Genomic DNA, 15,838 nt, shown 5'->3' on the forward strand with positions numbered 1-15,838 from the left:
TCAGTCCTTTCGTGCATAGTCGGGCAGGCGCGGCGCGGCGGCCAGAAGGGCCTGCGTGTAGGGATGGTCTGGGGTGGCGAAGACAGTTTCGGTCGGGCCTTCCTCCACGATCTGCCCGGCCTGCATCACCATCACCCGGTCGGTGATCGCGCGCACCACGGTCAGATCGTGGGAAATGAACAGATAGCTCAGCCCCATCCGGTCCTGCAAGTCGGCCAGCAGGTCGAGGATCTGCGCGCGGACGCGGACATCGAGGGCGGATACGGCCTCGTCCAGAACGAGGATTTTCGGTTGCGTGATCAGCGCCCGCGCGATGGCGATGCGCTGGCGTTGGCCGCCGGAAAACTCGTGCGGGTATTTGTCCATGTCGGACGCTTGCAACCCGACGGCCTCCAGAGCCTTGGCCACCTGATCGCGGCGTTCGGCCCGCGAGGGTTTCTCGGACAGCAGGTGATAGGGTTCGGATACCAGATGCTCCACCGTCCAGCGCGGATTGAAGCTGCCATAGGGGTCCTGAAACACGACCTGGATGCCCGCGCGCATGGCGTGGGGCATGGCGGGGGAGATGGCGTTGCCAAGCGCCCGGATCTCGCCGCCCTGAATGGGGTCGAGGCCGAGGATGGCGCGGGTGAGGGTCGATTTCCCGCAGCCGGATTCGCCCACCAGCCCAAGGCTTTCGCCCTCGTTCAGCGCCAGACTGACCCCGTTCACCGCGCGCACCGGGGCACCGCGGCGGAAAAGCCCGATGCGCGGGCCGGGGTAGTGGCGGTCGATGGCGCTACCCGTGAGAAGTGGTGTGTCCGCCTGTCTCGGCGTTCGGGCGGGGCGGTGGTCCGATGCCTCGAAAAGCGCGCGGGTGTAGGGGTGGCGCTGCTGGCTCAGAACATCGCGCGTCGCGCCCTGTTCGACGATCTCGCCCGTCTTCATCACCGCCACATGGTCAGCCATATCGGCCACGACGGCGAGGTCATGGGTGATCAGCAGAAGCGCCATGTCCTCTTCCTCCACCAACCCGCGCAGGAGGTCGAGGATCTGCGCCTGTGTGGTCACGTCGAGCGCGGTGGTGGGTTCATCCGCGATCAGCAGCCGGGGGCGAAGCGCGATGGCGGTGGCGATGCAGACGCGTTGCCTCTGGCCCCCTGACAGCTCATGCGGGTAGCGGTCCAGCGCGATCTGCGGCAGGCCCACGCGGTCGAGCTTCTGCCGGGCGACATCGAGGGCATCGGCGCGGGAGGCCGCCCCGTGGATGCGCAGGGTCTCGGCCACCTGATCGCCGATGGTGCGCACGGGGTTGAGGGCGGTCATCGGTTCCTGAAAGATCATGCCCAGTTCATTGCCGCGCAGGGCGCACATCTCGGCCTCTGGCCGGTTCAGAAGGTCGATCCCGTCAAGGCTGGCCCGCCCGCTGGTGCGCGAGCCCTCGGGCAGAAGCTGCATCAGCGCGAGCGCCGTCATCGACTTGCCCGATCCGCTTTCGCCCACCAGCCCGAAGGTGCGGCCCGGCTGCATGGCGAAACTCACGTCGCGCAGGATCGGCGTGCCGTGAATGTCTAGCGAGAGGCGGTCCACCTCGATCATTGCCGGACCCTCCTGAGCCTTGGGTCCAGCATGTCGCGCAGCCCGTCGCCCATCAGGTTGAGGCCAAGCACCATCAGTACGATGGCCAGCCCCGGCAGAACCGCCAGCATCGGGTGGGTGTAGATCATCGTCTGCGCGTCTGACAGCATCCGGCCCCAGCTTGGCGTCGGGGGTTGCACGGAGAGGCCGACATAGGACAGCGCCGCCTCGGCCAGGATGCCCAAGCTGAACTGGATCGTCGCCTGCACGATCAGGAGGTTCGCGATATTAGGCAGGATATGTTCAGCGCTGATCCGGGTCTTGCCCTTGCCCGCGACACGGGCGGCGAGGATGTAGTCGAGCGTCCAGAGGCTGAGCGCCCCCCCCCGCGCCACGCGGGCGAAAACGGGGATGTTGAAAATGCCGATGGCGAGGATCGCGTTGAAGGCGGAGGGGCCGAAAACGGCCGTGATCAGGATGGCGATGACAAGGCTGGGGAAGGCGAAGATCAGGTCGTTGCCGCGCATGATCAGCTCATCGAGCAGGCTGCCGCGTGTGGCGGCCGCGGCAAGGCCGAGGGGAACGCCAATCACGACGCCGATGCCGACGGCCACCAATGCGACGGCCAGCGACACCCGCGCGCCGACCATCAGCATCGATAGCAGATCACGCCCAAACTGGTCGGTGCCGAGTAGGAAGTCGGCGGAGGCCGGTTGCAGCCGGTTCGCGATCACCAGTTGCTCCACGTTATGGGGTGTCCAGACGAAGGACAGCAGCGCCATGGCGAGGAAGACGGAGGACAGAACCGCGCCAAGGATCAGGGGGACGGGCAGGCGGCTCATGCGCGGCGCCTCAGGCGCGGGTCGGCCACCGCATAGGCGATGTCGACCGCGAAGGTGACTACGATCACCGCGAAGACCAGCAGCATGGTGACCGATTCCACCACCACCAGATCGCGCTGCGTGATGCCCTGGAAGATCAGCCGCCCGAGGCCGGGCAGGAAGAAGACGTTTTCGATGATGATCGCACCCGCCAGCAGGAAGGAAAATTGCAACCCGATGATCGTCAGCACCGGAATGAGCGCGTTGCGGAGCGCGTGACGTAGCAGCGCCTGACGACGGCTCAGCCCCTTGGCCCGCGCGGTGCGCATGTAATCTTGCGCCAATGTCTCAATGAGCGCGGACCGCATGACGCGGGCGAGTATCGCCGCCTGCGGAAGGGCCAGCGCGACCGAGGGCAGCAACAGCGACTTGAGCGCCAGCAAAGGCTCCTCCCACCCCGGGAATCCGCCCGCGCTGAACCAGCGCAGGTTCACGGCGAAGACCAGCACCAGCAGCATGCCGAACCAGAAATTCGGAATCGCGATGCCAAGCTGCGTGCCGCCCATGATCCCGTAATCCGCCGCCCGCCCCCGGTTCGCTGCCGCCAGCAACCCGACAGGGAAGGCGATGACCGTGGACAGGATCAGCGACAGCACGGCCAGCGGCAAGGACACCCACAGCCGGTCCGCCACAAGCTCCGCCACCGGAACGCGATAGGTGTAGGAGGTGCCGAAATCGCCCTGCACCATGCCCGCGATCCACGTGAGGTACCGCTCGGCCCTGGACCCATCCAGCCCCAGATCGGCGCGCAGCGCCTGCACCGTCGCCTCATCCGCATTGAGCCCAAGCATGAACGCCGCCGGGTCGCCGGGAATGACCTCGATCACCGTGAAGATGACGAGACTCGCGACGATCAGGCTGAGGCTCAGCGAGAGAAGGCGGCCAAGGATAAAGCGCAGCATGGCCGCCACTTTAGCGCAACTAACCGGCTTGCCTAGGTCCTGTCTGACGGAACCGCATCAAGGATTTGCTGAAGCTCCTGTTCTCCGATGTCGACGATATGGGCCGCAGTCGGAAAGGCGCCTGTTTCGATATCTGCCTTGTATTCGCGGTAGGCGGCCACGCGCTCTGCCTGCAAGCGTTCGCGTTCGGCGGCGAAATTGCGATAAGCCTTCGCATGGCGCGGGAAATGTCCCCGGTTTTCACCCAGAAGATCGGCCGAGAACAGGTATTGGGCGTCGCAATCGCCGCCCGAGCCAAGCGAGATCGTCAACATCGATGTTCTTCGGGTGATCGCAGCGGCAAGGCGGGCGGGGATTACCTCCATCTCGACCGCATAGGCCCCCGCATTCTCGAAATCCTGCACCTGCCGAAGCAGCTGGACACCCTGTTCGTGCGATTTGCCGACGGCCCTGAAGCCCCCTGTCCAGGTGGCCTTGGGGGGCACCAGCCCGATGTGGCAGATGACGGGCACGCCCTCGCGCGCCAGCACCTCGATCACCGCAGGGCTCATCCCGCAATAGATGGACTGGGCCCCGGCCTGCATGGCCACCATGGCATCGCGCAGCGCTTCGGTGTCGTTGGCGTGCTTGCCCCATGGCAGGCCATATTGGAAATGCGTGCCGGGCACGGCGCGCGCGAAATGGGCGCGTTCCGGGATGAAGGCTGTGCCGATCATGTCGACCCCCGCCTCGGAGGCGGCAATCGCCTCGTCCTCGCGGGCGACCTGCACGAACGAAATCTGGCGCACGCCTTTCAGCGCGCGCAGATCCATGACGGTCAGGGGCTTTGTCATCGTCCGGGTCTCCCACGACGGGATTTCAGGCGCTCATGGGCGGCCTTCGTGCCATCATGGAAGGTGCCGAACCACTTGTCCCAGGGCATTTCGAGGTTGCCATAGTTCACCTCGAAATAGCGGTGGTGCATCTGGTGGTGGAAGGTGCCGAGCGCGAGGCGTTTCTGGTCCTCGACCAGCAGGTTTTCGAAGCCCGTGTGGGACGTGGCCGCCGTCAACGCCTGATGCTGCATGTGGAAGAGAATATGCAGCGGATGGGCGGGCACGATGAGATGGATCAGGATCGAGCTGAAGAAGATCAGGTGCTCCACCGGGTGCATCGACAGGCCCGACCAAGGCCCGACATTGACGTTGCGGTGATGGAGCGCGTGGGCCAGCTTGTAGAGCGGCCCCCAATGCAGCGCCCGGTGCACCCAGTAGAAATGGAAGGAGATCCACACCGGCGTCAGCAGGAACCACAGGACGAACAGAACGGGATGCGAAGCGGGAGACAGCAGCGGCGCATAGCCGTTGCCCATGGCCCAGAACATCAAAACCTCATAGGCGGTCCAGAAGCCGACGCCGCTGCCAAGGCTCCAGAACATGTTGTCGCGCACCTGCCCGCCGAAGGTGAACTGGCGGCCGTTCACCATCAAATCGCGCGGGTCGAATTTCAGCCGCTCGCCCTGTGCCTTGCGCATATAGAAGAACCAGTGCAGCGACCCGGCCACGAGGATCATCAGCGCCATGTTGCGAACCCAAAGGCCGAAGATCCAGCCCGGCGCCAGCGTGGCCGTGACCTCCAGCGGTGGTTGAAACCACAGCCAGCTGATCGTGGCGAGCGCCAGGACGAGCACATTTTCCGCGATGCCAAGCCAGCGCGCGGCGATCCAGCGGGCCATTCGCACCGGGTCAGGCGGCCAGCTGAAGAAGGGGGACACCTGAATGGGCACGTCCGGAACGTGGTTCCAGCCGGGGATGCGGTCGGCATTGTTCTGCATGGTCGGGTCTCCTGTTGCGCGAGCCTATACTGCCATGGGGTCAAACACCGGAAAATCAGTATTATCAGTTCATAAAAACCTGATTCGGTGATGATATGCCCCCCTCCCCCCGCCTCTCCCTGCGCGCCATGGCGGCCTTTGCCGCAACGGTCGAGCAAGGTTCCATCGCGGGCGCGGCGCGGCAGCTCAACATCGCGGCGTCCGCCGTTGCGGCGGCGGTGGATCAGGTCGAGGCCGAGGTGGGCGCGGCATTGCTTGTGCGCACGCGGGCCAAAGGGATTGCGCCGACCGAGGAAGGCCGGGTTCTGGCGGCGCGGTTCCGGGCGCTGCTGGAAGATTGCGACAGCGTGCTGGAGGATGCGCGCGCCGGGGCGGCGACGCTCTCGGGCCATCTCAGGATCGGCTATTACGCGCCGGTCGCTCCCGCCTTCCTGCCCGGGCTGCTGATCCCGTTGCAGCGGGCGAATCCGGGACTGGAGATCACGCTCACCGACTGTTCGGCTGACGAGGCGCAGGCGGCGCTGCTGGCGGGGCGGCTTGACCTGATCCTCTTCGCGGCCGCGCCTGTCCGGGCCGGGATCGTGACGCGCAAGCTGCTGGACCTGCCGCCCTACGTGCTGGCCCCGCTTGGGCATCCGATCACCCGCAGCGGTGCGACGCTGGCCGATGTGGTGGCCCATCCGCTGGTGCTGCTCGACCGCCCGGTAGCAGAGCCCTATGTGACGGCCCTGTTCCGCGACCGGGGCCTGTCGCCCAACATCGCCGCGCGGGCCAATACGACCGAGATGGTGCGCAGCCTTGTGGGTGCGGGGGCCGGGCTTGCGGTGCTCAACATGCGGCCCCGAACCGACCGCTCCTATGCGGGCGACGGGGTGGCGTCGGTGCCTTTGGCCGACACTCTGCCGCCCATCACGCTGCTTCTGGGCCGGGCAGAGGGACGGCCCAAGCGGGCGGTGGCGGTGGTGCAAGACCTGCTGCTGGCCTGGGCAGAGGGGCCGAACGCGCGCGAGCTGATCGTGTCGCAAAAGGGCTAGCGAGACCGAGTTGAATCACGCTATAGCGCGGATCAGGCAGGGGCGATGGCGTCGCCCCGGCGGCGTGGCCGCTTGCCTGCGGGCCCTCCCCGCGACCGCCCTGTACGCCGGGGCCTTGGTCATATGAAGGAATTTCCCATGGACCGTCCCGAATTCTACCGCCTGCACAATGGCGACAAACCCGCCCTGCAATTCACCCAAGCCGAATATGACGCCCGCCTGATGGGCCTGCGCGCGATCATGGACGCCCATGGCGTCGATGCCGCCGTCATGACCTCGATGCACAATATCGCCTATTACTCCGGCTTTCTCTACTGCGCCTTCGGGCGGCCCTATGCGCTGGTGGTGACCGCGTCCGAGGCCGTGACCATCAGCGCCGGGATCGATGCGGGCCAGCCCTGGCGGCGGGGTGCGACCGACAACATCACCTATACCGACTGGAAGCGCGACAACTTCTGGCGGGCGATCCTACATGTGACAGGTGAAGGAAAGGTTATTGGCTATGAGGCCGACCACCTGACGCTGCTGCAACAGGGAAAGATGCGGTCCTTCCTGAACCCGTCCTCCGAGGTCGATATCGCGCCTGCAACCATGCAGCAGCGGATGCGTAAATCGCCCGCCGAGATCGAGCTGATCCGGGCCGGGGCTGCCGTGGCCGATGTGGGCGGCTACGCCATCAAAGACGCGGTAAAACAAGGCGTTAGAGAGATCGACGTGGCCATGGCGGGCCGCGACGCGATGGAGCTGGAAATCGCCCGCCGCTACCCCGATGCCGAATACCGCGACACCTGGGTCTGGTTCCAGTCGGGCATCAACACCGATGGCGCGCATAACCCGGTCACGGGGCGGGTGCTGCAGCGGGGCGATATCCTCAGCCTCAACACCTTCCCGATGATCTCGGGCTATTACACCGCGCTGGAACGCACCATGTTTGTCGAGGAGGTGGACGACGCCTCTCTGGCCTATTGGGAGGCCAATGTGGGCGCCCATGAATATGGCATGAGCCTGCTGAAACCGGGTGCATCTTGCGCCGATGTTACTCATAAAATCAATGACTTCTTCGCCGAACGGAACCTGCTGCAATACCGCAGCTTCGGGTATGGTCACAGCTTCGGCGTGCTGTCTCACTACTACGGTCGCGAGGCGGGGCTGGAGCTGCGCGAAGATATCGACACGGTGCTGGAACCGGGCATGGTGATTTCCATGGAGCCGATGATCACGATCCCCGAAGGCCAGCCCGGCGCGGGTGGGTATCGGGAGCATGATATCCTGATCATCACCGAGGACGGGGCCGAGAATATCACCGGCTACCCCTACGGTCCCGGCTTCAACATCGTGGGCTGAAAAGAGGGGGTGCCCCCCGTACACCGGGCGTACACCCCCTGTACACCCCCCGTACAGACAAACCGCCGGATCTGGAAACAGGTCCGGCGGTTTGGTTCGTTGACAAATGGAGTGGGGGACGGATGGTGAGCAGAGAAAGTAAATACTGCGTTCTTGCGCGTTCGACGGGGATCTAGGCCGATGAAGGTCAGAAAAATTGGTTGGATAGGTCGGCTGCTCTGGCGCAACTATAGCCCAAGAACGCAACTCTATATCAGATCAGGCTTTACGGTGGTCGTCTGCGGAAACACTGAGTGGCCAGCAATCATTACTACCAGCGGCGGGGAGTCTCACATGCTCAGAATTTCCCGGAACACCACGATCTCGTTGATTGATTTCATATCGCGCACCTTCGGTGCAGACGATCAGGATGTCGAGATATCCCCTGAAGTTGCCTACCATCCAAATTCTGAGAAAATTGAAATTGGCGATAGGATAGTTGTTTGGCGGACTAAGAGGGGGTGGAGCTTGGCAAAGAAGGGGGTAGGGATGCCAAGCGCTGAACTGAGCGACAGTGAATGGCGCCTTACCAGAACCGCTTTGGAGAGGGCGCTGCACGACTCTCTAGAAAGCACAGCCATTTCCCACGACACGGCCAACTAGAGCATTCCCCCATGCGCAGCTTCCTCAGCCTTGACCTGCCCGACGCCTGCCGCGATCCGCTTTTGCGGATGGTGGGAGGGCTTCGGGCTGGGCGGGTGGTGCCGTGGGAGAACCTGCATGTGACGCTCTCATTTCTGGATGACCAACCCGAGGAACGGCTGGAGGAGTTGCATATGGCGCTGGAACCCCTGCGACTGCCCGCACCGGAATTGCGCTTTGCGGGGATCGACTGGTTCGGGCCGGGCAAGGCGCGGATGCTGGCGGCGTTGCTGGAGCCGGTGCCGGAACTGGTGGCGGTGCAGGCTGAGGTGGAGCGGATGGCGCGCCGGGTGGGGATGCAGCCGGAACGGCGGGTGTTCAGGCCGCATGTGACGCTGGTGCGCTTTGGGCGGCATATGTCGGAGGGGGAGGCGGCGGCCCTGCAAAGCTTCCTCGCTGCGGCACCCGTGGTCGATGTGCCCGTGACCCGCGCCTCCAGCTTCTCGCTTCAGGGTTCCACCCTAACCGAACAGGGCGCGCGGTATGAGGCTTTGGCGGTCTATCCGCTGAGCTAGCCGGGCTGCACCATGGCCGCTTCCCATTCCTCGATGAACTGCCGCCGCTTCAGCCGGTCGAGATAGACCAGCAGGCCGGGGCCGAGTTGGATGGGGCGCAGGCTGGCGTTTTCAGACAGGCGCGCAGGCGTGATGCCGGGGAAGGCGAAGCGCCCGCCGCCCTCGGTCCAGGCGGTTTCGATCAGGTGGTCGATGAAGCGCCCGGCCGCCTCCGGGGTTTCGGCATTGGCGGGGATCAGGACGGTGCGCATCATCACGGTGGTGAAATCCTCGGGCGCGATGATGTGGATGCGATCATGCAAGTCTTCGCGCACCTGCGCGTAGCTGCCGAGCACATTATACGCCACCGCGATCCGGCCCGAGGCCACATCCTCGATCATGTCGGACGAGCCGCGATAGAGCTGCGTCTGCAAGCCCCCCATCACCTGCGCCAGACGCCAGTAGGTTTCCGACGTGCGCCCGTCCTGCGTGGCGAAGAGGTAGCCAAGCCCGCTTTCGCGCACGTCATAGGTGCCGATCCGTCCGCGGAACCGGTCGGGATGGTCGCGCAGCGCGGTGATCAGTTCCTGCCGTGTGCGGGGCAGGTCGATATCCGCGAAATCGGCGCGCGAGAGCACCATGGTCGCGGGTTCCTGGGTGAAGGCGAAGACCCGGTCGCGCCATCGCGCCCATTCCGGCAGGCTGCCGGTGGCGCCAGAGCGGTAGGGCAGGGCAAGGCCGTCATTGGCAAGCTTGATCTGAAGGTCCATGGCCGAGGAAATGGCAAGGTCGAAGCGTTCGCCTTCGTCTTGCAGGGCGACCATGATCTCGGAGGAGCTGACGACGTAATAGTCCACTGCCACGCCGGGATTCAGCGCCTGGAACGCGGTGATGAAGGGGGTGAACAGATCCGCATCGGCGGTAGAGATCACCCGCAGCTCGTCGGTCTGGTTCGCGGCCGGGAACTGGACATGTTCCTCGATCTCGAAGGCGAGGCCGGGCAGGGCTGACAGGATCAGCGCAAGGGAAGAGATAAACGCACGCATGCGCCGGGGCCTCCTTCGATATTGGCGATGGTAAGGGTGCCGCCATGGGCGCGAGCGACCTCGTCCGCGATGGTCAGGCCAAGGCCTGAGCCGATGACGCCGGTGGCGTTTTCCCCCCGCGCGAAACGGCCTGTCAGGGCATCGGCCCCGGTCGCGGGAAAGCCGATCCCCTGGTCGCGGATGGTCAGGGTGGCGCCGGCGCCCTCTCGGGTCAGGGACACGTCGATTGGGGTTTCGGGTGGCGCGTATTTGATGGCGTTGTCCAGAAGGTTGCGCACCGCGTTCTGGATCAGGATCGTGTCGCCCATCACCTCCTGCTCCTCGCTGACCTCGAAGCGCAGGTCCATGTCCTTGAGTTCCGCCACCGGGCGCAGCCGGTCCACGAGGTCGGCCACCAGCGGGCGCAGGGCGACGGGCGACAGTTCCAGCTGATCGGCACGCAGCGACACCATGGCATGGTCCAAGAGCTGCCCCGCCGCGCGGCTGCTTTCGTCGATGGCGCGGATCATTTCGCGCAGGGACACGCGGTTTTCTTCCTTGCTGACCCGGCGCAGCGTGTTTTCCCCATGGGCGCGGACGGTGGCCAGCGGGGTGCGGACGCGATGTGCGGCCTCGGCGATGAAATCCTCGGTGCGGGTCAGGGCGGCGGAAAGCCGGGCGATGAGGCTGTTGAGCGAGGTCACCAGCGGGCGCATCTCGCTTGGCACCTCGGCCACCACCGGGCGCAGGTCCTGCGGTCCACGACGCGACACCGACTCGGCCAGCCGCGACAGCGAGGCGGCAGTGCTGCGCCCGGCCAGAATCGCCAGCAGGGCAGAGGCGGCGAAGAAGCCGAAGCCGAGCAGAACGGTCATCCTGAGGATGCGGGCCAGAACGTCGGCCTGCGCGTCACGGGTCTGGCCGACCGTCACGTCGATCCTTGTGGGTGTGCCCCCGACCGAGACGCGGCGGGTCAGCGTGGCAATGCGCAATTCTTCTCCGCGATAGGTGACGGTATCGAAGGCCGGACCGGTGCCCTGATCCTGCCGGGCGCTTGGCAGGTCGTCATAGCCGGTCAGCCCGTCGCCGTCCTGCGTGATGCGATAGAAGACCCGGTCGTCGACGGAGTTGTCCAGCATGGTGAAGGCGGAATAGGGGATGTCGACGCTGATATTGCCCGACTGGACGGTGGTGGCGTCGAGGATCGAGGTGGCCGAGGCGGACAGGATCCGGTCCTGCGATTCCGCGCCGATCTGGCGGGCGAAACTGTAGACGATCAGGAACAGCACCAGCGCCATCACCGCCGCGCCGGTCAGCAGTTGCAGCGTCAGCCGAAGACGGATCGAGCCCGGAGCGCGAAACGGCCACATCAGGGCACCGCCAGCCGGTAGCCGAGCCCGCGCACGGTGACGATGGACACGTCGCTGCCCTCCAGCTTCTTGCGCAGGCGACCCACATAGACCTCGATGGCGTTCTCGGACACGTCCTCGTCATAGGAAAACAGCCGGTCCACCAACTTGGGCTTGGGGATGATCTGGCCTGGTGCGCCGAAAAAGACCTCCAGCAGGCGCAGTTCGCGATTGCGCAGGGGAATGACCCTGTCGCCATTCGTCAGCGTGCCCTCCAGCGCGTTGAAGGCGACGTTGCCGAATCGCTTCACATTGGTCGCGGTGCCGGTCCGGCGGCGCAAAACGGCGCGGCAGCGGGCCTCCAGTTCCGCGAAATCGAAGGGCTTGGGAATATAATCATCGGCCCCCATGTCGAGCGCGCCGACCCTGTCCGACACCTCGGATCGTGCGGTCAGGACGATGACGGGCGTGTCCTTCCCCCGTGCGCGCTGCGCGTTCAGAAAGTCGCGGCCATCGCCGTCGGGCAGCATGATATCCAACAAAATCAAATCGTAATCGGTGGCGGAGATGTAGTCCTCGGCCATGCCCAGATCGCCTGCGTGATCCACGACATGGCCATCCAGCGACAGCCGGTCCAGCACGGCGGCGGCGAGCTGCTGGTTATCTTCTACAAGAAGGAACCTCATCGGCGGGGCGGGCCTTTCTGTGCGCGTGACAGGTGAATGTCAGGTTTGGGTGCTTTCCTTCAGTCATGGGCACTCGCCCCTCTTTGTCAAACTGGGAGGAGACAATGATGAAAACGAACCTGACCCGTCGGGCCTTTGCGGCTGCGGCGGTTGCCGCGATGAGCCTCGGCACGCCTGCTCTGGCCGATGGTCACCAGCAGATGGACAGCATCCACTTCCTGATCCCCGGCGGCGCCGGTGGTGGCTGGGACGGCACCGCGCGCGGCACCGGCGAGGCGCTGGTGAACTCGGGTCTCGTTGGCACGGCCAGCTTCGAGAACATGTCCGGCGGCGGCGGTGGCGTGGCCATTGCCCACCTGATCGAGAACGCAGAGTCGAGCCAGGGCACGCTGATGGTGAATTCCACCCCCATCGTGATCCGCGCCCTGACCGGTGAAATCGCACAGAGCTTCCGCGACCTGACGCTGGTTGCCGGCACCGTTGGCGACTACGCCGCGCTTGTCGTCTCCGCCGACAGCCCGCTGACCTCGATGGACGAGGCCCTGGCAAACTATCGTGAAAGCCCGATGGACTTCGCCATTGGCGGCGGTTCGGTGCCGGGCGGCATGGACCACCTGGTGGCGGCCATCGTGATGCAGGCCGCGGGCGAAGACCCGACCGCCTTCAACTACATCGGTTATGACGCCGGTGGCGAGGCCATGGCCGGGCTTCTGTCGGGCGAGATCGACGCGCTGTCCACCGGCTTCTCGGAAGCCGTGGCACTGGCCGAACAGGGCGAAGTGCGCATCCTCGGCGTGACCGCGCCGGAGCGTGTGGCCGCCTATGACGCCGCCCCGACCTTCGCCGAGCAGGGCATCGACGCCCAGTTCGTCAACTGGCGCGGCTTCTTCGCGGCTCCGGGCATGCCCGAAGAGACCGTGTCCGCCTATCAGAACCTGCTGGCCACCATGATGGACACCCCGGAATGGGAAGCCGTGCGCGCGCGCATGGGTCTGGTCAATATCTTCCGTCCCGGTGACGAGTTCGAAGCCTTCCTTGAAGCGCAGGAAACCCAGATCGGCGACCTGATGCGGGATCTCGGCTTCCTCTAAGCCCTGCCCTGAACCACGCCCCCGGTCGGTCAGAGGCTGACCGGGGGCACTCTCCCCGGACGCGACCCGGGCCGAGATGCAGGCGGACGCCTGTCTGCGCGCCGCGCCGCTCTGGCCCCGCCCCGCCCGTCACAATCGAAAACGGAGGAATGACACATGGCGCTTGATCGCTGGATCGCGCTGGCATTCGTGGCGATCTGCTGCGTCTATGGCTATGCCGCCTTCTTCACCATGGATCACCTGTTGCCGCCGATCCTTCAGCGCAACCCGATCTGGCCCTCGACCTTCCCAAAGATCCTTGCGATCGCGGGCGTCGTTGTCGGCCTGTTCGTCCTTCTTTCCCCCAAACCCGCGCCGAAGGACGGCGAAGAGGCCAAGGACGGGGTGATCGATCTGAGCCGCATCGGGGACTATCACGTCGGGCAGGCCATCGCCCTGCTGGTGCTGATGGTCGCCTATGCGATGACCCTGCGTTCGCTCGGGTTTCTGGGCGCGACAATCGGGTTCCTGGTTCTCGGAGGGGCGATCCTCGGGGAACGCAAGTTTCACATCATGATCCCTGTCGCGGCCATTGCCGCGGGGTCGATCTGGTATCTGGTCCAGGAGGTGCTTGGCATCTACCTGAGCCCGCTGCCCAGCTTCCTGTAAGGAGACAGCACGATGCTTGAAGGTCTTCTGCTCGGTCTGAGCGCCGCCGTCACCCCGGTGAACCTGATGATGGTGGTGTTCGGGTGCGTCATCGGCACGCTGATCGGCATGTTGCCCGGTCTTGGGCCGATGTCGATCATCGCGATCATGATCCCCGTGGCCATCGGCCTGGGCGATCCGACGGCGGCCCTGATCCTGCTGTCCGGGGTCTATTACGGGGCCATCTTCGGCGGCTCCACCTCGTCGATCCTGCTGAACGCGCCGGGGGTCGCGGGCACGGTCGCGACCAGTTTCGACGGCTACCCCATGGCCCGGAAGGGCCAGGCCGGCAAGGCGCTGACCATCGCCGCCATCGCCAGCTTTGCAGGCGGCACCATCGGCGCGATCCTGTTGATGATCTTCGCGCCGGCCCTGTCCAGCGTGGCCCTGCTGTTCCATTCGGCGGAATATTTCGCGCTGATGGTGGTGGGCCTGTCGGCCATCGCCGCCTTTGCGGGCACCGGCCAGGTGGGCAAGGCGCTGATGATGACGATCCTTGGCCTGATCATGGGCACCGTGGGCGAGGGCGCCCTGTCCAACATGCCGCGATTCACCTTCGGGGTGATGGAACTGCAATCGGGCTTTTCCTTCATCACGCTGGCCATGGCGATGTTCGCCCTGCCCGAGGCGCTGTTCCTGGTGATGAACCCGGCCCGCGCGGCACAGGGGGAAAGCGGCAAGATCACAGGCCTGCGGATCAGCCGCGCCGAGGCGAAGGCAATTGCCCCCGTGATCGGGCGGCAGTCGCTGCAAGGCTTCTTCATCGGCGTGCTGCCGGGGGCGGGGGCGACCATCGCCTCGTTCCTGGGCTACGCGGTGGAGCGCAACATCGCCAAGGGCGAGGAGCAGGCGGAATTCGGCAAGGGTTCGATCAAGGGGCTTGCGGCCCCGGAAACCGCGAACAATGCCGCCTGTACCGGGTCGTTCGTGCCGCTTCTGACGCTTGGCATTCCGGGCTCGGGCACCACGGCGATCCTGCTTGGCGCGCTCATCGCCCTGAACGTCACGCCGGGGCCACGGCTGATGACCGACACGCCCGAGGTGTTTTGGGCGGTCATCATCTCGATGTATATCGGCAACCTCGTGCTTCTAGTGCTGAACCTGCCGCTTATTCCCTATATCGCCAAGATCCTTGCGATCCCGCGCAACTACCTGATCCCGTTCATCCTGTTCTTCACGCTGATGGGGTCCTATATCGGTCAGAACAACTCGACCGAACTGCTGCTGCTGGTGGGCTTCGGGGTGGTTGCGACGATCCTGCGGTTTGCGGATTATCCGCTGGCGCCGCTGCTGATCGGCTTCATCCTCGGGACGATGCTGGAAGACAATTTCGCGCGGGCCATGCAGCTCTATCGCGGGTTCAGCTTCATCCTGGAGCGTCCGATGACACTGGCGCTGCTGGTCATTGCCGCGCTGCTGGTGGTGGTGCCGAGCTACCGGGCCCGGCGGGCGCGTCTGAGGGCACAGGGCGTCGCGGACGACTGAGCGGTTTCGCCGCCTCCGGCGTCGACCCGGGGGCGGCCCTCGTCAGGCCCCTCCGGGGCCCTCCTCGGGCCGCGTTGCCACGGAAATGTGGTGAGGGAGTCGTGCAGATTGCATGATCCGCCGGTGGCACCGTTGCGTGCCTCCGGCGGGAGTATTTGGGCCAAGAAGAAACTCAGTAGGGATTCTTCGGGGAACGGTCTGCGGACAGGGTCTGCTGGCGGCGTTCGACCAGAAGCTCGATCGCATCGGCGAGATGTTTTTCCTGGATGTTATAGTCGCCCGCCGCAACGCGCATCCGGTGCGCCTCGATCATCACATCGGCATGGGTGCAGCCCGTGGGCGGTTCGAACCGGTAGCAGGCCAGTTCGATCATCAGGCCCATCGGGTCCTTGAAATAGATCGAATCCATGAAGCCGCGATCCTTGGGGCCGGAATGCGAGATGCCGCGCTCATCGAGCCGGGTCACGCATTGGCTGAAGGTGGCCTTGCTGACATTGAAGGCGAGGTGATGCACGCAGCCCGGTTCCGTGGGTGTGCGGCGCGGGTCGGGTGTGCGGTCTTCATTGGTGAAGACGGTGATGAGCCGCCCGTCGCCGGGATCGAAATAGAGATGGCCTTCACGGGGATTGTCGAGATTGGGCTGGTCGAAGATGAAGGGCATGCCGAGCACCCCTTCCCAGAAATCTATGGATGTCTGCCGGTCGGCGCCGGTCAGTGTGATGTGGTGGACGCCCTGAACCTGTAGCTTGCGCATTGTTGTATCTCCCCTTCTGTCGGAGGGATGGTAGCCCAAATGCGGCCAAAGCCAA

At 65.0% G+C, this 15,838-nt stretch carries 16 protein-coding genes; 7 read left to right on the forward strand and 9 right to left on the reverse strand.

Annotation, left to right across the window (positions count from 1 at the left end):
• Genes EP237_RS01205 through EP237_RS01225 form a run of 5 tightly spaced genes read right to left on the reverse strand, consistent with a single transcriptional unit; the run spans position 1 to position 5,153 of the window.
• Positions 1 to 1,578 (reverse strand): ABC transporter ATP-binding protein, encoded by a 1,578-nt coding sequence (locus EP237_RS01205; RefSeq protein WP_127557268.1) that lies wholly within the window; start codon positions 1,576 to 1,578, stop codon positions 1 to 3.
• Complete coding sequence (locus EP237_RS01210) at positions 1,575 to 2,399, reverse strand: ABC transporter permease (RefSeq protein WP_127557270.1); 825 nt, start codon at positions 2,397 to 2,399, stop codon at positions 1,575 to 1,577. Before EP237_RS01210 ends, EP237_RS01205 begins: the two co-directional genes overlap by 4 nt.
• Positions 2,396 to 3,340: an ABC transporter permease gene (locus tag EP237_RS01215; protein WP_127557272.1), complete on the reverse strand. Its 945-nt coding sequence runs from the start codon at positions 3,338 to 3,340 to the stop codon at positions 2,396 to 2,398. The genes EP237_RS01210 and EP237_RS01215 overlap by 4 nt, the downstream gene beginning before the upstream one ends.
• A 32-nt stretch (positions 3,341 to 3,372) precedes the next feature.
• Positions 3,373 to 4,173, reverse strand: coding sequence for a 3-methyl-2-oxobutanoate hydroxymethyltransferase (locus EP237_RS01220; protein ID WP_127557274.1), 801 nt, complete (start codon positions 4,171 to 4,173; stop codon positions 3,373 to 3,375).
• Positions 4,170 to 5,153, reverse strand: a complete 984-nt coding sequence (locus tag EP237_RS01225) for a sterol desaturase family protein (RefSeq protein WP_127557276.1) — start codon at positions 5,151 to 5,153, stop codon at positions 4,170 to 4,172. The genes EP237_RS01220 and EP237_RS01225 overlap by 4 nt, the downstream gene beginning before the upstream one ends.
• Before the next feature lie 95 nt (positions 5,154 to 5,248).
• Between EP237_RS01225 and EP237_RS01230 the strand changes: the two genes are divergently transcribed.
• The 4 genes from EP237_RS01230 (at position 5,249) to thpR (ending at position 8,727) form a co-directional block, all read left to right on the forward strand.
• Complete coding sequence (locus EP237_RS01230) at positions 5,249 to 6,187, forward strand: LysR substrate-binding domain-containing protein (RefSeq protein ID WP_127557278.1); 939 nt, start codon at positions 5,249 to 5,251, stop codon at positions 6,185 to 6,187.
• Positions 6,188 to 6,325: 138 nt separating this feature from the next.
• Positions 6,326 to 7,531, forward strand: a complete 1,206-nt coding sequence (locus EP237_RS01235; RefSeq protein WP_127557280.1) for an aminopeptidase P family protein — start codon at positions 6,326 to 6,328, stop codon at positions 7,529 to 7,531.
• Between the two features lie 180 nt (positions 7,532 to 7,711).
• A complete protein-coding gene (locus EP237_RS23000) occupies positions 7,712 to 8,173 on the forward strand; it encodes a hypothetical protein (protein ID WP_164744582.1) in 462 nt (153 codons plus the stop codon).
• An 11-nt stretch (positions 8,174 to 8,184) separates the two neighbouring features.
• Positions 8,185 to 8,727: an RNA 2',3'-cyclic phosphodiesterase gene (gene thpR, locus EP237_RS01240; RefSeq protein WP_164744583.1), complete on the forward strand. Its 543-nt coding sequence runs from the start codon at positions 8,185 to 8,187 to the stop codon at positions 8,725 to 8,727.
• Here thpR and EP237_RS01245 read toward each other — a convergent pair.
• Genes EP237_RS01245 through EP237_RS01255 form a run of 3 tightly spaced genes read right to left on the reverse strand, consistent with a single transcriptional unit; the run spans position 8,724 to position 11,766 of the window.
• The gene (locus tag EP237_RS01245) at positions 8,724 to 9,752 is read right to left on the reverse strand and encodes an ABC transporter substrate-binding protein (protein WP_127557284.1); all 1,029 of its coding nucleotides are present in this window, start codon (positions 9,750 to 9,752) and stop codon (positions 8,724 to 8,726) included. The two genes, thpR and EP237_RS01245, sit on opposite strands and share 4 nt — an antisense overlap.
• On the reverse strand, positions 9,722 to 11,101 hold the full coding sequence (locus EP237_RS01250) for a sensor histidine kinase (protein WP_127557286.1): 1,380 nt from the start codon (positions 11,099 to 11,101) through the stop codon (positions 9,722 to 9,724). Before EP237_RS01250 ends, EP237_RS01245 begins: the two co-directional genes overlap by 31 nt.
• Entirely contained in the window at positions 11,101 to 11,766 is a 666-nt protein-coding gene (locus EP237_RS01255) for a response regulator transcription factor (protein ID WP_127557288.1), read from the reverse strand. Before EP237_RS01255 ends, EP237_RS01250 begins: the two co-directional genes overlap by 1 nt.
• A 107-nt stretch (positions 11,767 to 11,873) precedes the next feature.
• Between EP237_RS01255 and EP237_RS01260 the strand changes: the two genes are divergently transcribed.
• From EP237_RS01260 to EP237_RS01270, 3 genes are all read left to right on the forward strand, one after another.
• Positions 11,874 to 12,857, forward strand: a complete 984-nt coding sequence (locus EP237_RS01260; RefSeq protein WP_127557290.1) for a tripartite tricarboxylate transporter substrate binding protein — start codon at positions 11,874 to 11,876, stop codon at positions 12,855 to 12,857.
• 156 nt (positions 12,858 to 13,013) lie between these two features.
• Positions 13,014 to 13,505: a tripartite tricarboxylate transporter TctB family protein gene (locus tag EP237_RS01265; protein WP_127557292.1), complete on the forward strand. Its 492-nt coding sequence runs from the start codon at positions 13,014 to 13,016 to the stop codon at positions 13,503 to 13,505.
• Between the two features lie 12 nt (positions 13,506 to 13,517).
• Positions 13,518 to 15,029, forward strand: a complete 1,512-nt coding sequence (locus tag EP237_RS01270; protein ID WP_127557294.1) for a tripartite tricarboxylate transporter permease — start codon at positions 13,518 to 13,520, stop codon at positions 15,027 to 15,029.
• 172 nt (positions 15,030 to 15,201) lie between these two features.
• Here the strand turns inward: EP237_RS01270 and EP237_RS01275 are convergent, their stop codons facing one another.
• Positions 15,202 to 15,783 carry a VOC family protein gene (locus tag EP237_RS01275; protein ID WP_127557296.1) on the reverse strand — a complete coding sequence of 194 codons (582 nt, stop codon included), beginning with the start codon at positions 15,781 to 15,783 and terminating at the stop codon, positions 15,202 to 15,204.
• Between the last annotated feature and the right edge of the window lie 55 nt (positions 15,784 to 15,838).

It is taken from the genome of Nioella ostreopsis (assembly GCF_004000255.1).
GTDB lineage: Bacteria > Pseudomonadota > Alphaproteobacteria > Rhodobacterales > Rhodobacteraceae > Nioella > Nioella ostreopsis.